The sequence below is a fragment of the Pseudomonas sp. A2 genome, assembly GCF_023100865.1.
Lineage (GTDB): Bacteria > Pseudomonadota > Gammaproteobacteria > Pseudomonadales > Pseudomonadaceae > Aquipseudomonas > Aquipseudomonas asiatica.
On record NZ_CP039127.1, the window covers coordinates 2,688,477 to 2,707,760 of the forward strand.

The following is a 19,284-nucleotide window of genomic DNA, read 5'->3' on the forward strand; positions in this document are numbered from 1 at the left end:
AAACAACAAGGCCTTCTACGAAAGGCGAGGATGACCTCATGCACGGAATGCTTCATGCATTGCCGGCCCTGCGTGACGGGAGGTGCGAATGACCCAGATATTCGCCGCGCCCGGTCGCTACATTCAGGGCTACAAGGAACTTGAACGCCTTTACCGGCATATCGCCTGGTTTGGCCAGCGCTTCCTGATCATCACCAGCCAGGGCCGTCTGGATAGCCTGCAGCAGACCCTGGCCATCAGCTTCGACAAACCTGAACATGCCCTGCGTTACGCCGTATTCGAAGGCGAAGTCACCCGAGCCGAGGTGCAGCGGCTGTGTGCGTTGCGCGAGCGACTGGGCTGTGACGGGGTGGTCGGGGTGGGTGGTGGCAAGGTGCTCGACGCTGCCAAGGCGGTTGCCCAGCAGGGCCGGCTGCCGCTGTGTATCGTGCCCACGGTGGTCTCCAACGATGCCCCCACCAGCGCCTTGTCGGTGCTCTACCACCCGGACGGTGCCTTCGACGATGTACTGTTCCACGAGCGCAGCCCGGACGTGGTGGTGGTGGACACCTGGATCATCGCCCAAGCGCCGGTGCGCCTGTTGGTGGCTGGCATCGGCGATGCTCTGGCGACCTACTACGAGGCACGCACCTGCGTGCAGGGCGAGCACGACAACTTCCTTGGCCTGGCCGGCGGTGGCCTGCAATCGAGCGCGGGCGGCGGCAAGCCGACCCTCACATCGATGGCCATCGCCCAACTGTGCCACCAGGTTTTGCAAGCCGATGCGGTGCAAGCCGTGCGGGCCTGTGCGCAGCAGCAGGTGACCAAGGCGCTGAACCGGGTGATCGAGGCCAACGCACTGATGAGCGGCATCGGTTTCGAGAGCAACGGGGTGGCCACCGCTCATGCCGTGTATTGCGGCTTCAGTGAGCTGGGTCCACGGGCCACGGCCTACCACGGCGAATACGTGGCCTTTGGCACCCTGGTGATGCTGGTGCTCGAGGGTGCGCCGGCCAGCGAGCTGGATGGCCTGCTGCGACTGTGCCTGGCGGTTGGCCTGCCGGTGTGTTTCGCCGACCTGGGCCTGGCGGACTTCAGCGAGCAGGAGCTGCAACGGGTGGTGCAGGTGGCGGCCTCGCCGCAGCAGACCAGCCGCGTCGAGCCCTTCGACGTCACTGAGTGGGAGATGCGCGCGGCGCTGCTTGCCGCCAGCGACCTGGGGGAGTTCTACAAGAAAGGCGGATCGGTTCTGGCAAGTTCGGCCAGCCCGCGTTTGCCATCAGTCATTCGCCACGAACAGAGGTAAGTAGATGAAAGCATTTCAGGCAAGCCTGCCGGTCAAACTGGACTTCGAGGCCGGTGCAATCCGCCGCATGGGTGAAAAGGTCGCGCCGTTCGGCAACAAGGTGCTGTTGATGGTCGACCCGTTCCTTGAAGGCAGCGAGCTGGTCGCCCAGGTGCTCGGCAGTTTCGCCGAGCGTGGCATCACCGTCCTCGAGTTCTACGACATCGTGCCCAACCCGCGCCATACCACCATTGACCGCGCAGTGGCGCTGGTGCGTGACAGCGGCTGCCAGGCTGTGGTGGCGATCGGCGGCGGCAGCGCCATCGACTCGGCCAAAGCCGTGGCGTTCGTCGCTGTACATGGCGGCCGCTGTTGGGACTACACCGAGCGCCTCGGTGAGCCGGTGACGAGGCCGCAGTCCCGTGGTCTGCCGCTGCTGGTGGTGCCGACCACCTCTGGGACCGGGACCGAGGCGACACCATTCGCGGTGATCAACAATCCTGAGCTGGGCCTCAAGTGTGCCATTGTCAACCCGCACATCTACCCGGATGTGGCGTTGATCGACCCGCAAATCCTGGTTTCCAAGCCGCCACGGCTGACGGCGCTGACTGCCGTGGATACTTTCTGCCATGCACTGGAAGCATTCATCAGCATCCATGCCACACCCTGGGTGGAAATGGTCGCGCTGGAGTCGATCCGCCTGTTTGCCGCCAATGCCCTGCGCTGCGTGGAGCATGGGGACGACCTGGAGGCGAGGGCGCGCATGGCCTTTGCGTCGACCCTCGGTGGCATGGCCATTGCCGGCGCCGGGGTCACCGTATCCCATGCGCTGGGCCAGCCATTGGGCGCCATGACCGATGCGCCCCATGGCGGCACCGTGGCAGCCAGTACGCCGCAGGTGATCCGCTGGACCCTACCGGTGGCCGAGGACAAGTTTGCCCGGGTGGCCGAGATCCTCGACCCGGGCACTCATACCTTGCCGCTAAGCGAGCGCGCCGCGCGCCTGCCTGACATCGTCAGCGCCCACTTCACCCGCCTGGGCGTACGGGACACGTTCGGCAGCTATGGCCTCAAGCCCGAGCAGGTCGATGAGTTCGCTCAGGTGGTGTGGACCAGCTTCAACCAGGACCTGGCCTGCCACCCCAAACCCATTCGTGACCAGCAGGAGGTGGCCGAAATCGTCCGCCAATGCCTATAGTTGGCGTCACCCAGCCCTGGCCGCCTTGCGCGCGGCCAGGTCAGTGACGCCAGGCGCCCTCGTTGCACGCTCGCAAAGCTGAACAAAAACCACAAGAAAACAGTTTCGGGAACAGATCGCAATGACAAGATCCACCTTGATCGGGGTCGGGTTGCTGGGCGTATGCGCCTTGCAGCAGGCCCAGGCCGACAACTACTCACCCGGCAACTTCCTGTTCGGTGACTGGCAGGGGCAGCGCACCCGTCTGCATGAGCAGGGGGTAGACCTGCAGTTCACCTATGTCAATGAACTGGCCTACAACACCCAGGGAGGGGCGCAGCACAAGGGCACCTACAGCGACCAGCTGATGGCCGATGCCCGCTTCGACCTGCAGCGCCTGTTGGGTTGGCAGGGGGCCGCGTTTCGCATCACTTTCACCAACCGCAACGGTGAAAGCCTGACCCGCGAAGCCGACACCGGCACCCTGCTGGCCGCCCAGGAAATCTACGGCTATGGCAGTGTTACCCGGCTGGTGCAGTTCTATTACCAGCAGGCACTGCTCGATGAGCGTTTGCTGTTCAAGATTGGCCGGCTGCCCATGAGTGGCGATGTATTTCCGTTTTCCTGCACGTTCCAGAACCTGACCTTCTGTGGAACGGTGCCTGGCTACATCACCCCCAACTGGTTCACCTGGCCGGTCAGCCAATGGGGCGCGAGCCTGGCGGCGCAGTTGGCCGATGACTGGTGGCTGAACACCTCCGTGTACCAGGTCAACCCGCACTTTACCGAGAACAGCCAAGGGTTGAACTTCGGCAGCCCCTCGGGCACCACCGGTTACCTGGCGGTTGGCGAACTGGCCTGGAAGCCGGTGCTTGGTGGCCTGCCTGGCAGCTACCGGGTTGGCGTGTGGCGCAATACTGGCGACTTTGATGACCTGTACCAGGACATCGATGGGCAACCCATCGGCTTGACCGGCGCGGCACCCGCGCAACACGACCAGGCCAGCGGCTACTACGCCATGGCCGAACAGCAGGTCTACCGCAACCCGGACAATGCTGCGCGTGGCGTGACGCTTTTCACCAACTTCATCCAGTCCGACCGGGACGTTTCCAGTGTCGAGCGGCTCTGGCACCTGGGCGCGTTCATCCGTGGGCCCCTGGCCCAGCGCCCGCAGGACGAGATCGGGCTGGCGTTGGGCCGCCTGGAGGTCAACCCGCGTTCGGCGCGGCGTGTGCAGCAGGCCAGCGGCGTGCCCCGGCGGGCCGATGTCGAGTACCCGGTCGAACTCTATTACGGGTTGCAGCTGACACCGGCACTGACCCTGCGCCCCAACCTGCAGTACGTACGCAACCCCGGCGGCTTCGAGCATGACCGCAGTGTGGTGGTCTGGGGCCTGAAGACCGAAATCAGCTTCTAGTGCAGTGCCGGCGTCAGGCCGACGTCTCGCTGTTTTTATGATGCATCATGTATCCAATGGAGAATCCCATGAGCCTTGCCAGTTTCATTGACCTTACCACCGTGCAGCAGCGTGCCAGCAAACTCCAGCTGCTCGGCCAGGCCTTCATCGACGGCCGCTTTGTCGATGCCTTGAGTGGCGAGACCTTCGCCAACATTTCGCCGCGCGACGGGCGCGTGCTCAACCAGGTTGCCTCGTGCCAGGCCGAGGATGTGGAGATGGCCGTGAAGGCCGCGCGGCGTGCCTTCGACAGTGGTGTGTGGTCGCAGCGCACACCGAAGGAGCGCAAGCGCGTCATGCTGCGCTTCGCTGCCTTGTTCGAGCAGCACATGGAAGAGTTGGCGTTACTGGAAACCCTCGACATGGGTAAGCCCATCAGCGAGAGCGCCGGGTTCGATGTGCACGCGGTGCTCGATTGCCTGCAGTGGTACGCCGAAAGCTGCGACAAGCTGTATGACGAAGTCGCGCCGTCGGGGCCCTCGGCCGTGGGCTTGGTGACCCGCGAAGCGATCGGCGTGGTGGCGGCGGTCACCCCCTGGAACTTCCCGATGCTGATGGCCATGTGGAAGGTCGCACCCGCCCTGGCCATGGGCAACTCGGTGGTCCTCAAGCCCGCCGAGCAATCACCGCTGACTGCCCTGCGCATTGCCCAGTTGGCCGCCGAAGCCGGTATCCCGGCCGGTGTGTTCAACGTGTTGCCGGGCTTTGGCCCCACCGCGGGCAAGGCGTTGGGCCTGCACATGGACGTTGATACCCTGGTGTTCACCGGCTCCGGCGAGGTCGGCAAGCTGTTTCTGCAGTACGCGGGGCAGTCGAACATGAAGCGGGTGTGGCTGGAGTGCGGCGGGAAGACCCCGAACATCATTCTCGATGACTGCCGTGACCTGGAGAAGGCCGCGACCACTGCGGCCCGCTCGATGTTCTTCAACCAGGGCGAAGTCTGCGTGGCGCCCTCGCGGCTGATTGTCGAAGCTGGCATCCGCGCCGAGTTCGTTGCCGAGGTGCTCAAGGTGGCACGCACCATCGCCGTCGGAGATCCACTGGACCCAACCACCCAGCTTGGCGCCATCGTCGATGCCAGCCAGTTGCAACGGGTATTGGGTTATATCGACAAAGGCGTGCAGGAGGGCGCACAGCTGATCCTCGGTGGTGAACGGGTCAAGCACGGCCTGGGCGCCGAGGGCTTTTACATCCCGCCGACCATTTTCGACAACGTCAGCAACGACATGACCATCGCCCGAGAGGAGATCTTCGGCCCGGTACTTTCGGTCATCACCGCCCGTGACCACCTCGATGCTCTGCGCATCGCCAACGATACCCCGTATGGCCTGGCCGCCAGCCTGTGGACCCGCGACCTCTCGCGGGCCCACCAAATGGCCCGGGGCCTGCGTGCCGGCAGCGTGTGGGTCAACTGCTTCGATGGGGGCGACATCAGCATGCCGTTCGGTGGCTTCAAGCAGTCCGGCAACGGTCGCGACCGCTCGTTGCATGCCCTGGACAAGTATTCGGAGCTCAAGTCCACCTGGATCGAGTTGTGACCTTTTGCCTGGCAACCCTGGAGAACAACAATATGAAAAGCACAGTTGCCCGTACCCTGGCCACCTTCGGCCTTGCCACGCTGCTCGCCGGGCCGACCGCCGCCGAGGCGCGCCACCCACTGTACCAACTGATACCCAACACGGCGTTGTCCGGCCTGGTGGACCCGCAAATGGCCGATCGTACCGACATCGACAAGGGCTTGCCCTTGAAGCAGAAGGGGGAACGGTTACGCATTGGCTGGACCGACATCACCCTGGGTAACCCCTGGTTCGTCTCGATGATCGACGACGCGCGCAGCCTGGCCGAGCGTTACGGCTATGACATGCAGGTGCAGGTGGCCGACGGCGATGTGGCCCGCCAGAGCGCCCAGGTCGACAACTTCATCACCCTGGGGGTGGATGTGATCGTCATCGACCCCACCGACATCCTCGGTTCCGTTGCCGATGTCGAGCGAGCTGTGGCGGCCGGGATCCCGGTAATCACCGTCGGCACTGCACCCGACGCGCGAGCGCCGGTGATCACCACCAGCACCGGAAACCCCTACGGCAGCGGTGTCGAGGCCGGGCGCTATGTGGTCGAGCACACTGACCCGGGCAGCGAAATCAACGCTGCCATGGTCATCGGTGTAATGGGCAACTCGACCTCCGAGAGCCGCCTCAACGGCATGATCTCGGGGATCGTCCAGGCCCGTGCCGAGCAGCGCCAGCTCGGCCTGTCGAAGGAGGATGCGTTGCTTAAGGGGTTCGAGCTGTTCCAGCAGGTCAAAGCCAAGGGCAGTTTCAGCTGGCCTGAAGGGGGCTTCAACGTGCTGGCCTGGGGCCGTGGCGAATGGACCGAGGAGGGTGGCCTGGCCGCCACCGAGGACATCCTCAGTGCCCATGGCGAGCGCCTGAACCTGATCCTGGCGGAGAACGACTTCATCGCCATGGGCGCCATCAACGCTGTGGACAATGCCGGCAAGGCCGGGCAGGTACGGGTCGCTGCGGCAGCTGGCAGCTTCAAGGTTGCGCTGGATCTGATCAAGCAGGGCAAGCTGCTGGTTAGCGCCAGTAACAGTGGTTCGCAGACCGGGGTGGCGGCCATCGAGCTGATCCACCAGATACTTGACGGCCGGCTGCAGGCCAACAACCTGCCGTTGGCGTCGTACTTCCCGGTGGAGCTGATAACCCCTGGCAACGTCGACCACTTCATCCAGCTCGAACAGGGCCCGGCCACGGTCGAGCGGCTACCCGCATTCCGCTCAATCGACCAGCTCAAGGCAGCCATGCGCTGATCCGAAGGTTGCGGCGCCTGCCTGGCAACGCGCCGCTTGCAGAGGTAAGACCGATGAATGCAATACACAAGACCGCCGTCGAGTTGCGCGACATTCACAAGGCGTTCGGCGGCATCAGTGCGCTCAGTGGTGCGAGCTTCAGCGCCAACGTGGGTGAAGTGCATGCGCTGATGGGTGAGAATGGCGCGGGCAAATCGACCTTGATGAAGATCCTCGCCGGCGCCTACGTGCGCGATGCTGGCGAGGTGCTGTTGCACGAGCAGCCGGCGAGTATCGGCAAGCCGGCCGATGCGCTTCGCCTTGGCGTATCGGTGATCTACCAGGAGTTTGCCCTGGCGCCGCACCTGTCGGTGGCGGAAAACATCTGCATCGACGACCTGGGCGCGAACAGGTGGCGGGTGCAGTGGCCGATGCTGCGTGACAAGGCGCGGTGCATACTCGATGAGCTGGGGTTTGCCAACATCGACGAACGCCGTGCAGTGGGCGAGTTGCCGGTGGCCCATCAACAGGCGGTGGAAATCGCCAAGGCCCTATCGCGCAACGCCTCGGTGCTGGTGTTCGACGAACCGACCGCGGTGCTCACCACCCACGAGACCGAGCAGTTGTTTCGCATCCTGGCGGAATTGCGGCGCAAGGGCGTGTGCATCATCTATGTCTCGCATCGCATGGACGAGATCTTCCGCATCTGTGACCGCGCCACGGTGCTCAAGGATGGCCGTACCGTCGGCACCCTGCCGCTGTCAGCCATCGACGAGCGCGGGCTGGTGCAGATGATGATCGGCCGTGAGCTGAGCGACCTGTTCCCGCCACGCCAGGCAAGCATCGGCGAGGCCCGCCTGCGGGTCGAGGGGCTGAGCGCCGGGCCACTGGTACGCAATGTGAGTTTTCAGGCACACGCCGGTGAGGTGCTGGGCTTCAGCGGCCTGGTCGGCTCGGGGCGCACCGAAACCATGCGCGCGCTGTTCGGCGCCGAGCGCAGCAGCGCCGGCACTGTTCACCTGGACGGCCGCCAACTGCGCAACCGCAGCCCGCGGGAGGCGATCGGCAATGGCATCGGGCTGCTGCCCGAAGACCGCAAGCAGCAGGGCGTGCTGCTGGAGATGTCGATCCGCCTCAACGCCGCTTTACGGCCCGGCTCGCCCTATACCAGTCGTTTTGGCTGGATCGATGGTGCCCGCGAGCGCGCCGGGGTCGAGGCGCTACGTCAGCAGTTGCGTCTGAAGACCGGCTCGATCGAGCAGGCGGTGGGCGATCTGTCCGGGGGTAATCAGCAGAAGGTGGCGCTGATGAAGTGGGTCGACGCCGGCTGCCGGGTGCTGATCCTCGACGAGCCGACCCGTGGTGTAGATATCGGTGCCAAGACCGAGATCTACCGGGTCATCAACGAACTGGCCGAGGCCGGGGTGGCGATCATCCTGGTGTCCTCGGAAATGACCGAGCTGATCGGCATGTGCGACCGGGTGCTGGTGATGCGCGATGGAGCCATCGCCGGCGAGCTTGGCGGTGATGCAATCGAAGAACACGCAATGATTTGTCTGGCGATGGGAGTCGAACACCATGGATAACAACTTGAGCAAACTGGCCGCCCCCTCGCTGTCGGGCGAGTCCAGGCAGCCGCTGGGGCGCGTTGTGCGCCGGCTTTTTCTGCAACACAACGCACTGGTAATGCTGCTGGTGCTGGTGGCCGTGGCCAGCAGCCTGTCGGCGGACTTTTTCACCTGGCAGAACCTGGGTAACCTGCTGCGGCAACTGACGCCGCTGATACTGGTCAGCATTGGCATGCTGATCGTCATCCTCACCGCCGGTATCGACTTGTCGGTTGCCTCGGTGGCAGCGGTGGGCGGGGTGGTCGTGGCGATGAGCCTGAATCTGCTGCCGCTGGAGGACAGCTTCGGGTTGTTGCTGGCGGTGGCCATCGCGGTGGGGGCAGGGGTGTTGATGGGCCTGGTCACCGGCAGCTTCGTGGCCTACTTTCGCATGGCCCCGTTCATTTCCACCCTGGCGATGATGACCATTGCCCGAGGGCTGGCGTTCATCCTCTCCAACGGCCAGCCACAGCGGCTGGCCGACAGCCAATCGGCTGCCAGCCTGTTGCGAGACTTCGGTCGTCAGGCCGATGGAGTGTTCGGGGTGCCTTGGCCGGTGTGGCTGGCGGTGCTGGTGATTGGCATGTTCGCCCTGATCCTGCGCTACAACGCTTTTGGCCGGTTGATCATCGCCAGCGGCAGCAACGAGACTGCCGTGCGCCTGGCGGGGATTGCAGTGGAGCGCTACAAGCTGGCGGCCTATGCGATTTGCGGCGGGCTCAGCGCCCTTGCCGGGGTGGTCATCGCCTCGCGTTCCGGGGTCGCCACGCCCAGTGCCGGCATGGCCCTGGAACTGGATGCCATTGCCGCCTGCGTGATAGGTGGTGCGCTGTTGTCCGGCGGCAAGGGTAGTTTGTTCTACACCGTGGTCGGGGTGCTGGTGCTTGGTTTGATCGGCAACATCATGAACCTGCTCAGCGTCCCGGCGTACCCGCAACAGATCATCAAGGGTGCGATCATCGTGGTGGCGGTGCTGCTGCAAGGGGTGGGTCGACGCGACACGCGGATCTGAACCGTTCGCACGAGATGGCACGGCATGGGCGATGATGTATCATGCGTCTTCGCCATGTCGCCCAGTGTTTCCTCCGGCGGTTGGCCCTGTGCTATTCATCAGACAAGAGAGAACAAGCGTGACAGTTCACAAGCCACTGGATAAAGGCAACCTGAGCGAGCGGGTCTACAGCATCATCCGCACGGCATTGATGGACGGCCAGTATCAACCGGGTGACCGCCTGCGCATCAGTGCCTTGGCCGAGGAGTTTGGTGTGTCGATCACGCCGGTGCGTGAGGCGATCTTCCGCCTTGTCAGTGATCATGCACTGGACATGAAGGCCGCTACCTCCATCTATGTGCCGGAGCTGACCGTCAGCCAACTGCGGGAAATCCAGCTGATCCGCCATCTGCTGGAGGGCGAGGCGGCGGGCATGGCGGCCGAGCGAATTTCCGCCGCCGAGCTGAAGCATCTGGAAGAGGTGCAAACGGCCTTCCAGGCGGCTGTCAGCACCGACTACAAACAGGCTTCGCTGCTCAACCGCGAGTTCCACTTCGGTCTGATTGCCGCCGCACGCATGCCGGTGATCTTCAAGACCCTGGAGAACATGTGGGTGATGATGGGGCCGCTGCTCAGCACCTTCCATGCCGAAGTGCCCAAGGCGGAACTGGCCAGCGCCAAGCACAAGCACTTCGAAGTACTCGAAGCCTTGCGCAAGCGCGATTCGGCAAAGGCCAAGGCGGCCCTGCAAGCGGATATTGCATGGGGGGAGTTGATGGTGGAGTGGTTGGAGCGCAAGTCGCTGGCCCAAGGTTGATGGCGGATGCCTTGATCGCCGTCCGGGTTCCATTGAGTCGGCGATGACATGACCGCCGTCAGCATCCGGCCGAACATCGTGTCGCCCAGCGTGGCGCAAGGATAGTGACGAACGGTCAAGCAGGCTTGTGCAGGGCACATCACCTGCACAAGCCTGCCTGACCGCAATGCCTCACTGCACCTCGCACGCTTCCTGCGAAGGCACACCGTAGGACACGTAGTACGCCAACCCCACGAAGATCGCCCCACCCACCGCATTCCCCAGGAACACGGCCACCAGGTTCTCCACCAACTGCCCCCAGCTCAGGTAGCCGGCAAAGATCGCTGCCGGAATCAGGAACATGTTGGCTACCACGTGCTGGAAACCGATGGCGACGAACGCCATGATCGGGAACCAGATGCCGAGAATCTTGCCGCTCATTTCACGGCTGGCATACGACAGCCACACTGCCAGGCACACCAGCCAGTTGCAGCCGATTCCGGACACGAAGGCGTGGAGGAAGTCGGCGTTGGTCTTGCTGGTCGCAGCCGCCAACACCTTGTTCAGGTAGGCCCCCTCGGTCAGGCCCAGCAGGTGACCGAAGCACCCGGCAACGAACAGTGCACCGAACAGATTGGCGACGGTCACCAGCAGCCAGTTGCGCGCCACGGCGCCTGGGCCGATACGCCGGGCGAACATCGCCAACGGCAAGCTCATCATGTTGCCGGTAAGCAGTTCGCCACCGGCCAGGATCACCAGGATCAGGCCGATGGGGAACACCGCAGCGCCCAGCAGTGTGCCGAACGAGGCCCACTGCACCGGGATCATGGTGCTGACGTGGATAGCCAGGAGAAACCCTAGCGAAATGAATGCACCTGCGAGGAACCCCAGGACCAGTGTCGCATGGGTGGATAGGTGGGCTTTCTTGACGCCGCTCTCGATGACGAGCTCGGTGATACGGGTGGGGCTATTGACGGACATTTCGGAAACTCGAACACGGTGACGGCGACGCGACTGGCGCGCACGCCGTGGTGGGGCTTGATCAGTACGGGGGTAGGCTACGCAACTGGTGCAAAGGTGTAACGCGCACCTTTGAGCCAGCGGCGAAGAGGGCGGCAAGCTACATGAGGCAATTTGACGCGGTCAAATCGATGGAATGGATGATCTGATAGACCGCGTCGATGAGGCTTGCAGGTCAGCGCGCATGGATCTGCTTCCCGGCAAACCAGGCCTGGAACATCACTTGGGGGTTCACCCAGGGCAAATTGAGCCCGCTGGCAGGCTGAAGAGGACAGACGGGTTTCCGACCGCCCGTGATGATCGGAATGTAGCTTGCCGGGCCTGACTGATGGCACTTCAGGCACGGTCACCTGCAAAACGATAACTGCGAAACAGCGGGATAGAGCTTCCAAAGACACTTGCTAAGTTTGGATCCAGTTGTTGGTAAAACTTTCCATTCGGTCAAATTACAACAACTTAGCAAACTAACTAACTTGATTTATTGTGCCGCCTGTCGGTCGTTTTGCTCGAGAAATGAACGATTTGGATGACGCTGACTCCTATTTGCCAGCAGGTGCCTTCAATGTGATTGCAGTTCGCGCCTTTCCCCAGAACTTATGGACGTTCAACCTCATCGGCATCGCAGGGATGCTCATGGGGCTTTTTTATTCCTGAATAGTGGAGTATTGCCATGCCCAACCGAGGCTCTTCGGGTGAGCCACCGCGTGTATTGAGTGACAATCTGCTTTTTCATTTAACGATTCGAATTTGGCTCTGTCGTTGCGATTAAATCGTTCGCACACCTATTTCAAAGCCATCTAGCGCTAACGCATTGCGTGGAGAAAATGTCGTGGAGATTAATACAATTATTAGCCTGTTCGGGCAGAAAGAATCCATGGAGCTGGTGCGGTTGTCTGTTATTTACGTTCATTTATTGGCCTGCTGCATTGCCATCGGCATGGTATTCGCCAGTGATGCCGAGATGGTCAGGAACTTGTTGAAAGGTCATAAAGAAGCCGGGCATGACAGTAAGCATATGACGAGCTTGCAGAAGTCCGTGGCCAATGCCCTGATATTCCTGTGGCTCACGGGTGCCGCAGTGATTGGAATTGACTACCTTGATAAAGGTATGAATTATTTTGCCAATCCTAAACTTCAAGCGAAGGTCATTATTGTCATGTTACTGACCTTTAACGGCATGTTGTTGCATCGCTATGTATTGCCTGCCCTGCTCAAAGCAGGCAACTTGCTGGACCTGAATTTTGGCGTGCGAATGTTTGCGTTGTTCTCCGGCGCACTGTCAGGTGTGTCCTGGTTGTATGCGGCGATGCTGGGCGTTGGCCGGCCACTGGCCTGGAAATACTCGCTGACCGAGTTGCTGCTGGCTTATCCGGTACTGATCTTGCTGGGCTTTGCCATGATGGCTGCCCTGACCCAGTGGGCACGCAAACGCAGCCAGGCCGAACCGGTTCCGGCGCCTGTCTGGCGACTGGCTGGTATTCCTACCTGATTGTCTGAGTAACGCTTCAATTACGCCGCGAACCGGGAAACCTGGTTCGCGGCGAGCTCGTTTCATGCGCAGCCTCTGGGCGGTTCGGCTGGCGGTTGGTAAAGGTCTGAAGTGATGTGTCGCCTGATCTGGCCTCTTCGCGGGCGCGCCCGCTCCCACAAGGTCCCGCGCAGTTCTGTGGGAGATCGCCCAGTCCTTTGGGCTGCGCTGTCGCGTAGAGAACTGAATCCGCAAACAGTGCGCGTACCCTGTGGGAGCGGCTTTAGCCGCGAAGAATCCAACGCGGTACATGGCACCGGCTGCGCCGGTGTTCGCGGCTAAAGCCGCTCCCACAGAGTCCCGGTTAATTCAATGAGTTATGTGCAGTTCTGTGGGAGCGGGCGTGCCCGCGAAAGGGCCGGAACAGGCAGTCGAGAAATTTCAGGACTTTCACTTCTACCAAGATTGCGAACCAGCCCCATCCGCTGACGGGTCAGGCGCGAACCAATAGAAATATCGCCGGTAGCAGCTGCCCATCGTCAGGCGGCAGGCCGCCTGCATTGGTTTTTTGCGCTCGTTGCAGCGTGGTGGCGATGGTGATTTCCGTTCGCGACTCGATACTCCGCGCCACACCTCCCACCGAGCCTTCACCGAAGCCCAGCAGCGAGCAGCCGTTGTTGATGAGCACGAAGAAAACGATCACCCAGAATGGGCCGCAGTTCATGGTGCAAGCCCCAGGGCGTCGATGGCTGCGCACGAAACGATGGAAACGCTATCGCCAAGGTCCGCTACATCAGCGCCTTGTCTCATTGAGTTGAAAATGGGGGAGGCCATGTACCCGCTCCAGATGTTGCTTGTGGAGCTAATGGTGACGGTGCGGTGATTCAATGAAAAACGATGCTCAGTGATCCAGGATATCGATCCGCTTGATCATTGAACGTAGCGATCAGCGTTGGATTTGAACGTCGCTGCATGGTTGAGGTTCTTAATGCAAAGGACACCGTGAGGGCTCCCTTATGAGCATTGAACGCAGCATCCCTGAGCTCGAAGCCTGGTACGCCCAATACGACGACATCAGTTACCGCCGTGAGTCGCCGGATGCCTACCACCATGAACTGCTGCGCACCGCCGAGGCGCTGCGTGACGATGGCGCCATCGATTGGGACGACTGGCTGGCACTCAAGGCATTGGCCGATGACGCCCATGTGCGCGCCCTGGAAGATGCCGTGCAGGCCCATGTCAGCGACCCCGACGCATGAAAGCGCTGAAGATTGCCACGTTCAACATCAACGGCATTCGTAGTCGGCTGCCGGCACTGCTGGCTTGGCTGGAGCGGGAAAAGCCCGACATCGCCTGCCTGCAGGAGCTCAAGGCGGCGGATCAGCAGTTTCCTCGCCAGGCGCTAGAAACGGCGGGTTATGGTTGCCTCTACCAAGGGCAGCCTTCGTGGAATGGCGTGGCCATTCTGGCACGGGGCAGCGAACCGCTGGAAGTACGTCGTGGCCTGCCTGGCATGGAGGACGACAACCAGAGCCGCTACCTCGAGGCAGCGGTACAGGGAGTGCTGGTGGCTTGCCTGTATCTGCCGAACGGCAACCCGCAACCGGGGCCGAAATTCGATTACAAGCTCCGCTGGTTCGAAAGCCTGATCACCCATGTGAAAGGGCTGCATGACAGTGGCCATCCCGCGGTGCTGGCGGGTGATTTCAATGTGGTGCCTACCGACATGGATATCTACAACACGCGCTCCTGGATGAAGGACGCGCTGCTGCAGCCCGAATCACGCGCGTGCTACCAGAAACTGCTCCAGCAAGGCTGGCTCGACGCCATTCGCCATCTGTATCCGGACGAGCGCATTTACACCTTCTGGGATTATTTCCGCAACCACTGGGCACGCAACGCCGGGTTGCGTATCGACCACCTGCTGCTCAACCCCGAGCTCGCGCCTTACCTGAAGCGGGCTGGTGTCGATGCCTGGGTGCGTAACGAACCCAAGGCCAGCGACCATGCGCCCGTCTGGATCGAGCTGGGCACGCGTCGCCGGCCATAGGGCAGTTCGAGCGAACCTTCAACTACCGGAACCACCGCTGGAGCCCGAACCACCAGCGCCTCCGGTCCCGCTACCCGTCCCGGTGCCGCGTTCCGATCCACTGCGGTCACTACCGGATCGGTCGGTGGTGCCATCGCCACCGGTATTGTCAGTGTCATTGCCATCGGTTCCGCCGGAACCTGTCCCCATGGCATCCGCAGGCGTGCCGGAGCCGGTCGCTCCGCCTTGGTTGTTCATGTGCCCGCTGTCATGCGGCTGCGTGCCAGGAGCACGCTGATCGTTCAGGTCGGTGGCTGCCAGCACCACAGGTGCGCTGAGCCCCAGGCACAGCGCGAGCAGTAACGAATGAGGCTTCATGATCTTCATGGCGATACTCCGTTGCGGGTTGGTCACCTTCTGTTCGGCCTGCATCACCCACGGGCGTGCCGTGAAATCGACGGAATGCATGGAGCGCTGACATGCACGGGGGCGGGTTACCCCACGTGAATACTTTGAGGTCCGCGCTTCGATTCCTCTGGCAAGGCCGTGACCTTGATCGCGCGTACCGGTACGGCGAATTTGGCACCGACCTTCGAAAAGCGCTCGAGCAGGTGGAAATTGATGGCTTGCTGGATGTCCATGTACAGGTTGTAGCCCGGGTCCTTGACGATATACACGCACTCGAATTCCAGCGCCTCCTTGCCGAAGCCGCGCAGGTGGGCACGGTCGAAGCGCACCTGCTGTTGTGCCTTGATCGCTTCCTCGACGATGGCGGGTGCCTTTTTCACGGCCTCGGTTGGCGTGTCGTACGACAGGCCGAACTCGAACACGATCCGTCGTTCCTGCAGGCGCTTGTAGTTCTGGATGGTGCTGCTGATCATGCTGGCATTGGCCATGACGATCTGCTCGCCGCCCAGGCTGCGGATGCGTGTGGTCTTCAGCCCCACGTGCTCCACCGTGCCGGCCAGCGGGCCGATGACGATGAAGTCGCCCACCTCGAACGGCTTGTCGACGGCGATGGACAACGAGGCGAACAGGTCGCCGAGGATGTTCTGCACGGCCAGTGCAACAGCGATACCGCCTACCCCCAGGCTGGCGACGAAGGCGGTGATGTTCACGCCCAGGTTGGACAGCATCGCCAGCAGCACCACTGACCACAACAGTACCCGCGCACCCCATGCCGACAGCGTGGCCAGCGCGCTGCCCTGGTTCAAGCTGTCGGTGCGATGCCGGGCGAAGTAGCGACTCAGGCCCAGGCCGATGGCGCGGTTGGCCCACAGCCCGATCTGCAATGCCGCGACCACGAACCACAGGCTACCGACCCGGGTCAGCCAGCGCTCGGGCAGGTCGAGCATGCTCAGGCCCACCAGCAGCGAGGCAAGGAACAGCAGAAAATTGCTGGTCCCGGCGAGCACCTTGGCCAGCACCTGGCTGAGCGCGCCGTCATGCTCGGACCAGCGCCTGACCCGATGGAGCATGAAACTGATGGCCGCCCGCGCCACGACGAATGTCAGCAGCGCTACCGTCAGTGCCAGCAACAAATTGAGAACGGAAACTCCGAACAGTGTGGTATCGGTGAACAAGGCGATGATGCGATCACTCATGAGACACTTGCCTCCTTCTATCGGATTGGGTGACTGGTGGAGCGGCATTGCCGGCGAAGCAGGCAATGCCGCTCGCCAGGTGAGCCTCAGCCGTCGGACTGCTCCTCTGGCGGCACCTGGCCTTCGGGCCAGTCGGGTGCTTCCTTCTCCTGTTCCTGTTCCTGTTCAGGCACAGGTTCGCCCGGGTTGTGGGGTACTTCGTCCACGTACGGGTCGGGTTGGTTGGGGTCGATCATGGTCTGGCTCCTCGCTGTTGGGCTTTCAGGCATGTGTCCGGGCGTTCAGCCCGACTCCACGGCAGTGTTTTTCTTCCAGCCCCGCAGGTTCATGGCGCACAGGCAACCCTGCAGGATGATCAGCGCCCAGGCTTGCGCCTGCCACCCCCAGGCGGCCCACAGCACGTTGCTGGCAATGAAGCAGCAGAAACCCAGCTTGCGCCGGCCTGGGCGCCGTGAGCCGATGCACCAGGCGGCAAGTACCGTCAGGGCCATGGCAGGCCATTCAAGAAAGTCGATCCAGGCTTCCATCACGCAGCACGCTGTTCGCCCTTGAGCAGTTTTTTCTGCGCTTCCATGGCCTGGCCGAGCTCATCCAGTTGCTGCTTGCCCAGCAGCTTGCGGGCGGTCGGAAACAGCTCGCTTTCTTCTTCCTCGATATGGTGTTCCAGCAGTTCCTTCATCACTTTGACCCGCCCGGCGAACTCGACGGTGCCGGTCTCGGTTTGCAGCAGGTCCGGCAGCACCAGGGAGTCGACGGTGCGGTGCTCTTCCTTGGCTTCGTAATACATCTTCGCTTCTTCCTTGCCGCCGGCCTGCTTGATGGCCGGGTACAGGATTTCTTCTTCCAGGGCGGTATGGATGCTTACCTCCTGCTTGATGCGTTCGAGCAACTCGGCGCGCTTTTTCACCGCGCGCTCAGTGGTGGAGGAGAGTTCCTCCAGCAGCTTCTTCACCAGCTCATGGTCCTGGATCAACAAATCGATAGCGTTCATGCGACACCTCTTCGGGGCTGAAAAAATCACGATTGCCTTCGATGGAGTAGGGACCGCGCGCCAAGGTTCAAAGCGGATGATCAGCGTACTGCTGTCGCGAAAGGCGGCTCTCACCGGAATCCGCGCAGGTTGCGCCGGCCAGGCAGGGTCACTCCTGCGGGATGATCGAGATCTTGCCGTTGCGCTCGACGATGGCGAACTTGATCTGCCCGACGCTTTCGATTCCCTGGCTGTCCCGGGCGGACTCGAGAATGTCGTCTTCGGTCAGCCGTGCCCGCCGCATTCGGTGGTGGAGAAAGCGCCCGTGATCCACGACCAGTGTCGCGTGGCCGTCGACCAGCCGGGCCAGGCGCTTGGAGTTGAGCTTGGCCAGCGACAGGCCGACATCCAGGACGATCAGCGTGGCGATCACCAGCATGGCGTTGGTAAACGAGAAGTCCTCGCCGAGCAATGCCTGCTGGGTTGCTTCGCCGATGATCAGCAGCAGGACGAAGTCGAAGGTGGTGAGGTCTGCCAGCGAGCGCCTGCCAGCCACGCGAAACAGCAGCATCAGCGCGATGTACATGCCTGTCGCACGAAGAATGGAGTCCATGTCGCGCTCCTACGGGTAGAGAAAGGTGGAGAAATGCACTGCGCTGCCTGGGCCGGCGCTGACAACACCTTCGAGAGTGCCGACATGTTCGCTGCGCAGGGTCAGGTAGAGGGTGGCGATACCCTCTTTGCTGGTGCCAAGCTGGAGCAGGAGCGACCTGCCATGGGAAAGCGATACTTGCGGCTCTGGCTGCAGTGTTTCGATGCTGGCTTCGCGTAGCAAGGTCCCCCCGAGCAGCAACATCACAGGCTCCCCGGCATTGCCGCGAACCGTGATGCGCAGGTTATCGGTGGTGCCGCTGCGGCTGAGGCGCTGATAATCCACATGCACCCGGCCGTCGTCGCTCATGACCTGGGCGTCACTGAGCGGACCGTTGCCGAACAGCCCGGCCAGGCCCAGCAGCACGACCAGCACCAGCGCGTACCATCCGACCCGTTCGAATCGCCAGACCCGCTGCTGCATGCGCATGTCTTCCTCGACGGGGTGGTGCCTTGAAGCCAGCTCGTCTTCGTCCATGCACCTAGCCCTCACGTAGCCCTCAGGCGCGCTCACCGCGCAGCCAGCGTTGGTGGTAATGGGCCAGGTGCGACAAGCCGTAGAGCGCGCCTTGGCGGATTACATCCGCGCGCTCGCCAAAAAAGCGCTGGCTGCGTGTGAATACCGCCAAAGGCTCGCCGGCAAAGGCCCAGGCAAAGCACACAGTGCCCGGGGCGATGCCATCCTGTGGCTGTGGCCCGGCGACACCCGTGCTGGCGATGGCGACGGTGGCGTCGCTGTCTTTCAATGCGCCGAGGGCCATCTCCCAGGCTACCGCCTCGCTGGTCAGGCCGTAGCGTTCGATAGTCTGTGGGCTGACGCCGAGCAGGCGTTTCTTGGCGCTTGGCGAGTACACCACGTAGCCGCTTTCCAGAACCTCGCCGGTCCCCGGCACTGCTGCCAACAGCGCAACCATGGCACCGGCCGTGCAGGATTCTGCGGTGGTCAGTACCAGCTTGTGGGCCTTGAGGTAATCAAGGGCCTCGAGTACGGGGTCGGTCGTCATGGCCGGTCACTCGTGCGTTGTTTTTTGGTGGACGTGTTTCCTGCGGGATTGGTTCATTGCTTGTGTGCCACCCATCAAGGGTGGGGAAAGCTTCCTGAACTTTGTTCCGTTTGCCGGCTTCCTCTAGGTAGGAGGGCGGCGGTGCGGGCCTCGCGCTGCGGCCGGACTAACAGAGGAGAAGCGATCATGACCGAGCCTGTGACATATTTCTGGATCGCTGTTGCAGCGATCATCGTGTTGCTCGATCTGTGGGCCATCGTCAGTGTTTTCCGCAGTGACAAGAGCGACGTGACGAAGGCGATGTGGGCACTGTTGCTGTTGGCGTTGCCCATTGTCGGCCTGGCCATCTGGGGCGTGCTTGGGCCGCGTGGGATCAAACGCGGTACCGGGCCGTCGTCGCCTGAACATAGCAAGGGGTAGGAGGGGAGATGAAGAAAGGATCGGAGGCACCTCGCA

The 19,284-nt window shown here is 62.2% G+C and carries 23 protein-coding genes; 13 read left to right on the plus strand and 10 right to left on the minus strand.

Annotated features, from left to right (window positions below; all coding sequences use genetic code 11):
• Positions 1-88 precede the first annotated feature (88 nt).
• The 8 genes from E5221_RS12440 (at position 89) to E5221_RS12475 (ending at position 10,103) form a co-directional block, all read left to right on the plus strand.
• Positions 89-1,285 carry a glycerol dehydrogenase gene (locus E5221_RS12440; RefSeq protein WP_247847566.1) on the plus strand — a complete coding sequence of 399 codons (1,197 nt, stop codon included), beginning with the start codon at positions 89-91 and terminating at the stop codon, positions 1,283-1,285.
• A 4-nt stretch (positions 1,286-1,289) separates the two neighbouring features.
• A complete protein-coding gene (locus tag E5221_RS12445) occupies positions 1,290-2,462 on the plus strand; it encodes an iron-containing alcohol dehydrogenase (protein WP_013972192.1) in 1,173 nt (390 codons plus the stop codon).
• Between the two features lie 121 nt (positions 2,463-2,583).
• On the plus strand, positions 2,584-3,858 hold the full coding sequence (locus E5221_RS12450) for a carbohydrate porin (protein WP_247847567.1): 1,275 nt from the start codon (positions 2,584-2,586) through the stop codon (positions 3,856-3,858).
• A 68-nt stretch (positions 3,859-3,926) separates the two neighbouring features.
• Positions 3,927-5,435 (plus strand): aldehyde dehydrogenase, encoded by a 1,509-nt coding sequence (locus E5221_RS12455; RefSeq protein ID WP_247847568.1) that lies wholly within the window; start codon positions 3,927-3,929, stop codon positions 5,433-5,435.
• A gap of 32 nt (positions 5,436-5,467) precedes the next feature.
• Positions 5,468-6,709 (plus strand): sugar ABC transporter substrate-binding protein, encoded by a 1,242-nt coding sequence (locus tag E5221_RS12460; RefSeq protein ID WP_247847569.1) that lies wholly within the window; start codon positions 5,468-5,470, stop codon positions 6,707-6,709.
• 53 nt (positions 6,710-6,762) lie between these two features.
• A complete protein-coding gene (locus E5221_RS12465; RefSeq protein ID WP_247847570.1) occupies positions 6,763-8,274 on the plus strand; it encodes a sugar ABC transporter ATP-binding protein in 1,512 nt (503 codons plus the stop codon).
• On the plus strand, positions 8,267-9,307 hold the full coding sequence (locus E5221_RS12470; protein WP_247847571.1) for an ABC transporter permease: 1,041 nt from the start codon (positions 8,267-8,269) through the stop codon (positions 9,305-9,307). The genes E5221_RS12465 and E5221_RS12470 overlap by 8 nt, the downstream gene beginning before the upstream one ends.
• Before the next feature lie 118 nt (positions 9,308-9,425).
• Positions 9,426-10,103, plus strand: coding sequence for a GntR family transcriptional regulator (locus E5221_RS12475; protein ID WP_013972198.1), 678 nt, complete (start codon positions 9,426-9,428; stop codon positions 10,101-10,103).
• A gap of 171 nt (positions 10,104-10,274) precedes the next feature.
• Here E5221_RS12475 and E5221_RS12480 read toward each other — a convergent pair whose 3' ends face one another.
• Positions 10,275-11,063, minus strand: coding sequence for a formate/nitrite transporter family protein (locus E5221_RS12480; RefSeq protein ID WP_039613268.1), 789 nt, complete (start codon positions 11,061-11,063; stop codon positions 10,275-10,277).
• Between the two features lie 552 nt (positions 11,064-11,615).
• On the opposite strand from E5221_RS12480, the gene E5221_RS12485 reads away from it, so the two are divergent.
• Together E5221_RS12485 and E5221_RS12490 are read left to right on the plus strand one after the other, a co-directional pair.
• The gene (locus tag E5221_RS12485) at positions 11,616-11,756 is read left to right on the plus strand and encodes a hypothetical protein (protein ID WP_247847572.1); all 141 of its coding nucleotides are present in this window, start codon (positions 11,616-11,618) and stop codon (positions 11,754-11,756) included.
• A gap of 220 nt (positions 11,757-11,976) precedes the next feature.
• Complete coding sequence (locus E5221_RS12490; protein ID WP_061550756.1) at positions 11,977-12,591, plus strand: hypothetical protein; 615 nt, start codon at positions 11,977-11,979, stop codon at positions 12,589-12,591.
• A 472-nt stretch (positions 12,592-13,063) separates the two neighbouring features.
• Here the strand turns inward: E5221_RS12490 and E5221_RS12495 are convergent, their stop codons facing one another.
• Positions 13,064-13,294, minus strand: a complete 231-nt coding sequence (locus E5221_RS12495) for a hypothetical protein (RefSeq protein ID WP_003257675.1) — start codon at positions 13,292-13,294, stop codon at positions 13,064-13,066.
• A gap of 292 nt (positions 13,295-13,586) precedes the next feature.
• Here E5221_RS12495 and E5221_RS12500 point away from each other — a divergent pair, with 292 nt between their 5' ends.
• Complete coding sequence (locus E5221_RS12500) at positions 13,587-13,829, plus strand: hypothetical protein (protein ID WP_003257678.1); 243 nt, start codon at positions 13,587-13,589, stop codon at positions 13,827-13,829.
• Positions 13,826-14,620: an exodeoxyribonuclease III gene (gene xth, locus E5221_RS12505; protein ID WP_247847573.1), complete on the plus strand. Its 795-nt coding sequence runs from the start codon at positions 13,826-13,828 to the stop codon at positions 14,618-14,620. Before E5221_RS12500 ends, xth begins: the two co-directional genes overlap by 4 nt.
• A gap of 18 nt (positions 14,621-14,638) precedes the next feature.
• Here the strand turns inward: xth and E5221_RS12510 are convergent, their stop codons facing one another.
• The 8 genes from E5221_RS12510 to E5221_RS12545 form a co-directional block, all read right to left on the minus strand.
• A complete protein-coding gene (locus E5221_RS12510) occupies positions 14,639-15,067 on the minus strand; it encodes a hypothetical protein (protein ID WP_247847574.1) in 429 nt (142 codons plus the stop codon).
• 26 nt (positions 15,068-15,093) lie between these two features.
• A complete protein-coding gene (locus E5221_RS12515) occupies positions 15,094-16,203 on the minus strand; it encodes a mechanosensitive ion channel family protein (protein WP_247847575.1) in 1,110 nt (369 codons plus the stop codon).
• Positions 16,204-16,289: 86 nt separating this feature from the next.
• Positions 16,290-16,439: a hypothetical protein gene (locus E5221_RS12520; RefSeq protein ID WP_161795735.1), complete on the minus strand. Its 150-nt coding sequence runs from the start codon at positions 16,437-16,439 to the stop codon at positions 16,290-16,292.
• Positions 16,440-16,484: 45 nt separating this feature from the next.
• Positions 16,485-16,730: a hypothetical protein gene (locus E5221_RS12525; RefSeq protein WP_015270062.1), complete on the minus strand. Its 246-nt coding sequence runs from the start codon at positions 16,728-16,730 to the stop codon at positions 16,485-16,487.
• Positions 16,730-17,194, minus strand: a complete 465-nt coding sequence (locus E5221_RS12530) for a hemerythrin domain-containing protein (protein ID WP_004376291.1) — start codon at positions 17,192-17,194, stop codon at positions 16,730-16,732. The genes E5221_RS12525 and E5221_RS12530 overlap by 1 nt, the downstream gene beginning before the upstream one ends.
• 148 nt (positions 17,195-17,342) lie before the next feature.
• Entirely contained in the window at positions 17,343-17,786 is a 444-nt protein-coding gene (locus tag E5221_RS12535; RefSeq protein ID WP_004376294.1) for a YetF domain-containing protein, read from the minus strand.
• A 9-nt stretch (positions 17,787-17,795) separates the two neighbouring features.
• Positions 17,796-18,302: a hypothetical protein gene (locus E5221_RS12540; protein WP_247847576.1), complete on the minus strand. Its 507-nt coding sequence runs from the start codon at positions 18,300-18,302 to the stop codon at positions 17,796-17,798.
• Positions 18,303-18,324: 22 nt separating this feature from the next.
• Complete coding sequence (locus E5221_RS12545) at positions 18,325-18,828, minus strand: CinA family protein (RefSeq protein WP_013972207.1); 504 nt, start codon at positions 18,826-18,828, stop codon at positions 18,325-18,327.
• A 186-nt stretch (positions 18,829-19,014) separates the two neighbouring features.
• On the opposite strand from E5221_RS12545, the gene E5221_RS12550 reads away from it, so the two are divergent.
• Entirely contained in the window at positions 19,015-19,248 is a 234-nt protein-coding gene (locus tag E5221_RS12550) for a PLDc N-terminal domain-containing protein (protein WP_004376302.1), read from the plus strand.
• Positions 19,249-19,284: the final 36 nt, after the last annotated feature.

Coding starts and splice junctions, on each gene's coding strand:
- E5221_RS12440 (WP_247847566.1), top strand. CDS start 89: ATGACCCAGATATTCGCCGCGCCCGGTCGCTACATTCAGGGCTACAAG.
- E5221_RS12450 (WP_247847567.1), top strand. CDS start 2,584: ATGACAAGATCCACCTTGATCGGGGTCGGGTTGCTGGGCGTATGCGCC.
- E5221_RS12445 (WP_013972192.1), top strand. CDS start 1,290: ATGAAAGCATTTCAGGCAAGCCTGCCGGTCAAACTGGACTTCGAGGCC.
- E5221_RS12510 (WP_247847574.1), bottom strand. CDS start 15,067: ATGCATTCCGTCGATTTCACGGCACGCCCGTGGGTGATGCAGGCCGAA.
- E5221_RS12545 (WP_013972207.1), bottom strand. CDS start 18,828: ATGACGACCGACCCCGTACTCGAGGCCCTTGATTACCTCAAGGCCCAC.
- E5221_RS12540 (WP_247847576.1), bottom strand. CDS start 18,302: ATGGACGAAGACGAGCTGGCTTCAAGGCACCACCCCGTCGAGGAAGAC.
- E5221_RS12530 (WP_004376291.1), bottom strand. CDS start 17,194: ATGAACGCTATCGATTTGTTGATCCAGGACCATGAGCTGGTGAAGAAG.
- E5221_RS12455 (WP_247847568.1), top strand. CDS start 3,927: ATGAGCCTTGCCAGTTTCATTGACCTTACCACCGTGCAGCAGCGTGCC.
- E5221_RS12515 (WP_247847575.1), bottom strand. CDS start 16,203: ATGAGTGATCGCATCATCGCCTTGTTCACCGATACCACACTGTTCGGA.
- E5221_RS12485 (WP_247847572.1), top strand. CDS start 11,616: ATGAACGATTTGGATGACGCTGACTCCTATTTGCCAGCAGGTGCCTTC.
- E5221_RS12550 (WP_004376302.1), top strand. CDS start 19,015: ATGACCGAGCCTGTGACATATTTCTGGATCGCTGTTGCAGCGATCATC.
- E5221_RS12535 (WP_004376294.1), bottom strand. CDS start 17,786: ATGGACTCCATTCTTCGTGCGACAGGCATGTACATCGCGCTGATGCTG.
- E5221_RS12480 (WP_039613268.1), bottom strand. CDS start 11,063: ATGTCCGTCAATAGCCCCACCCGTATCACCGAGCTCGTCATCGAGAGC.
- E5221_RS12525 (WP_015270062.1), bottom strand. CDS start 16,730: ATGGAAGCCTGGATCGACTTTCTTGAATGGCCTGCCATGGCCCTGACG.
- E5221_RS12490 (WP_061550756.1), top strand. CDS start 11,977: ATGGAGCTGGTGCGGTTGTCTGTTATTTACGTTCATTTATTGGCCTGC.
- E5221_RS12460 (WP_247847569.1), top strand. CDS start 5,468: ATGAAAAGCACAGTTGCCCGTACCCTGGCCACCTTCGGCCTTGCCACG.
- E5221_RS12495 (WP_003257675.1), bottom strand. CDS start 13,294: ATGAACTGCGGCCCATTCTGGGTGATCGTTTTCTTCGTGCTCATCAAC.
- E5221_RS12470 (WP_247847571.1), top strand. CDS start 8,267: ATGGATAACAACTTGAGCAAACTGGCCGCCCCCTCGCTGTCGGGCGAG.
- xth (WP_247847573.1), top strand. CDS start 13,826: ATGAAAGCGCTGAAGATTGCCACGTTCAACATCAACGGCATTCGTAGT.
- E5221_RS12520 (WP_161795735.1), bottom strand. CDS start 16,439: ATGATCGACCCCAACCAACCCGACCCGTACGTGGACGAAGTACCCCAC.
- E5221_RS12465 (WP_247847570.1), top strand. CDS start 6,763: ATGAATGCAATACACAAGACCGCCGTCGAGTTGCGCGACATTCACAAG.
- E5221_RS12500 (WP_003257678.1), top strand. CDS start 13,587: ATGAGCATTGAACGCAGCATCCCTGAGCTCGAAGCCTGGTACGCCCAA.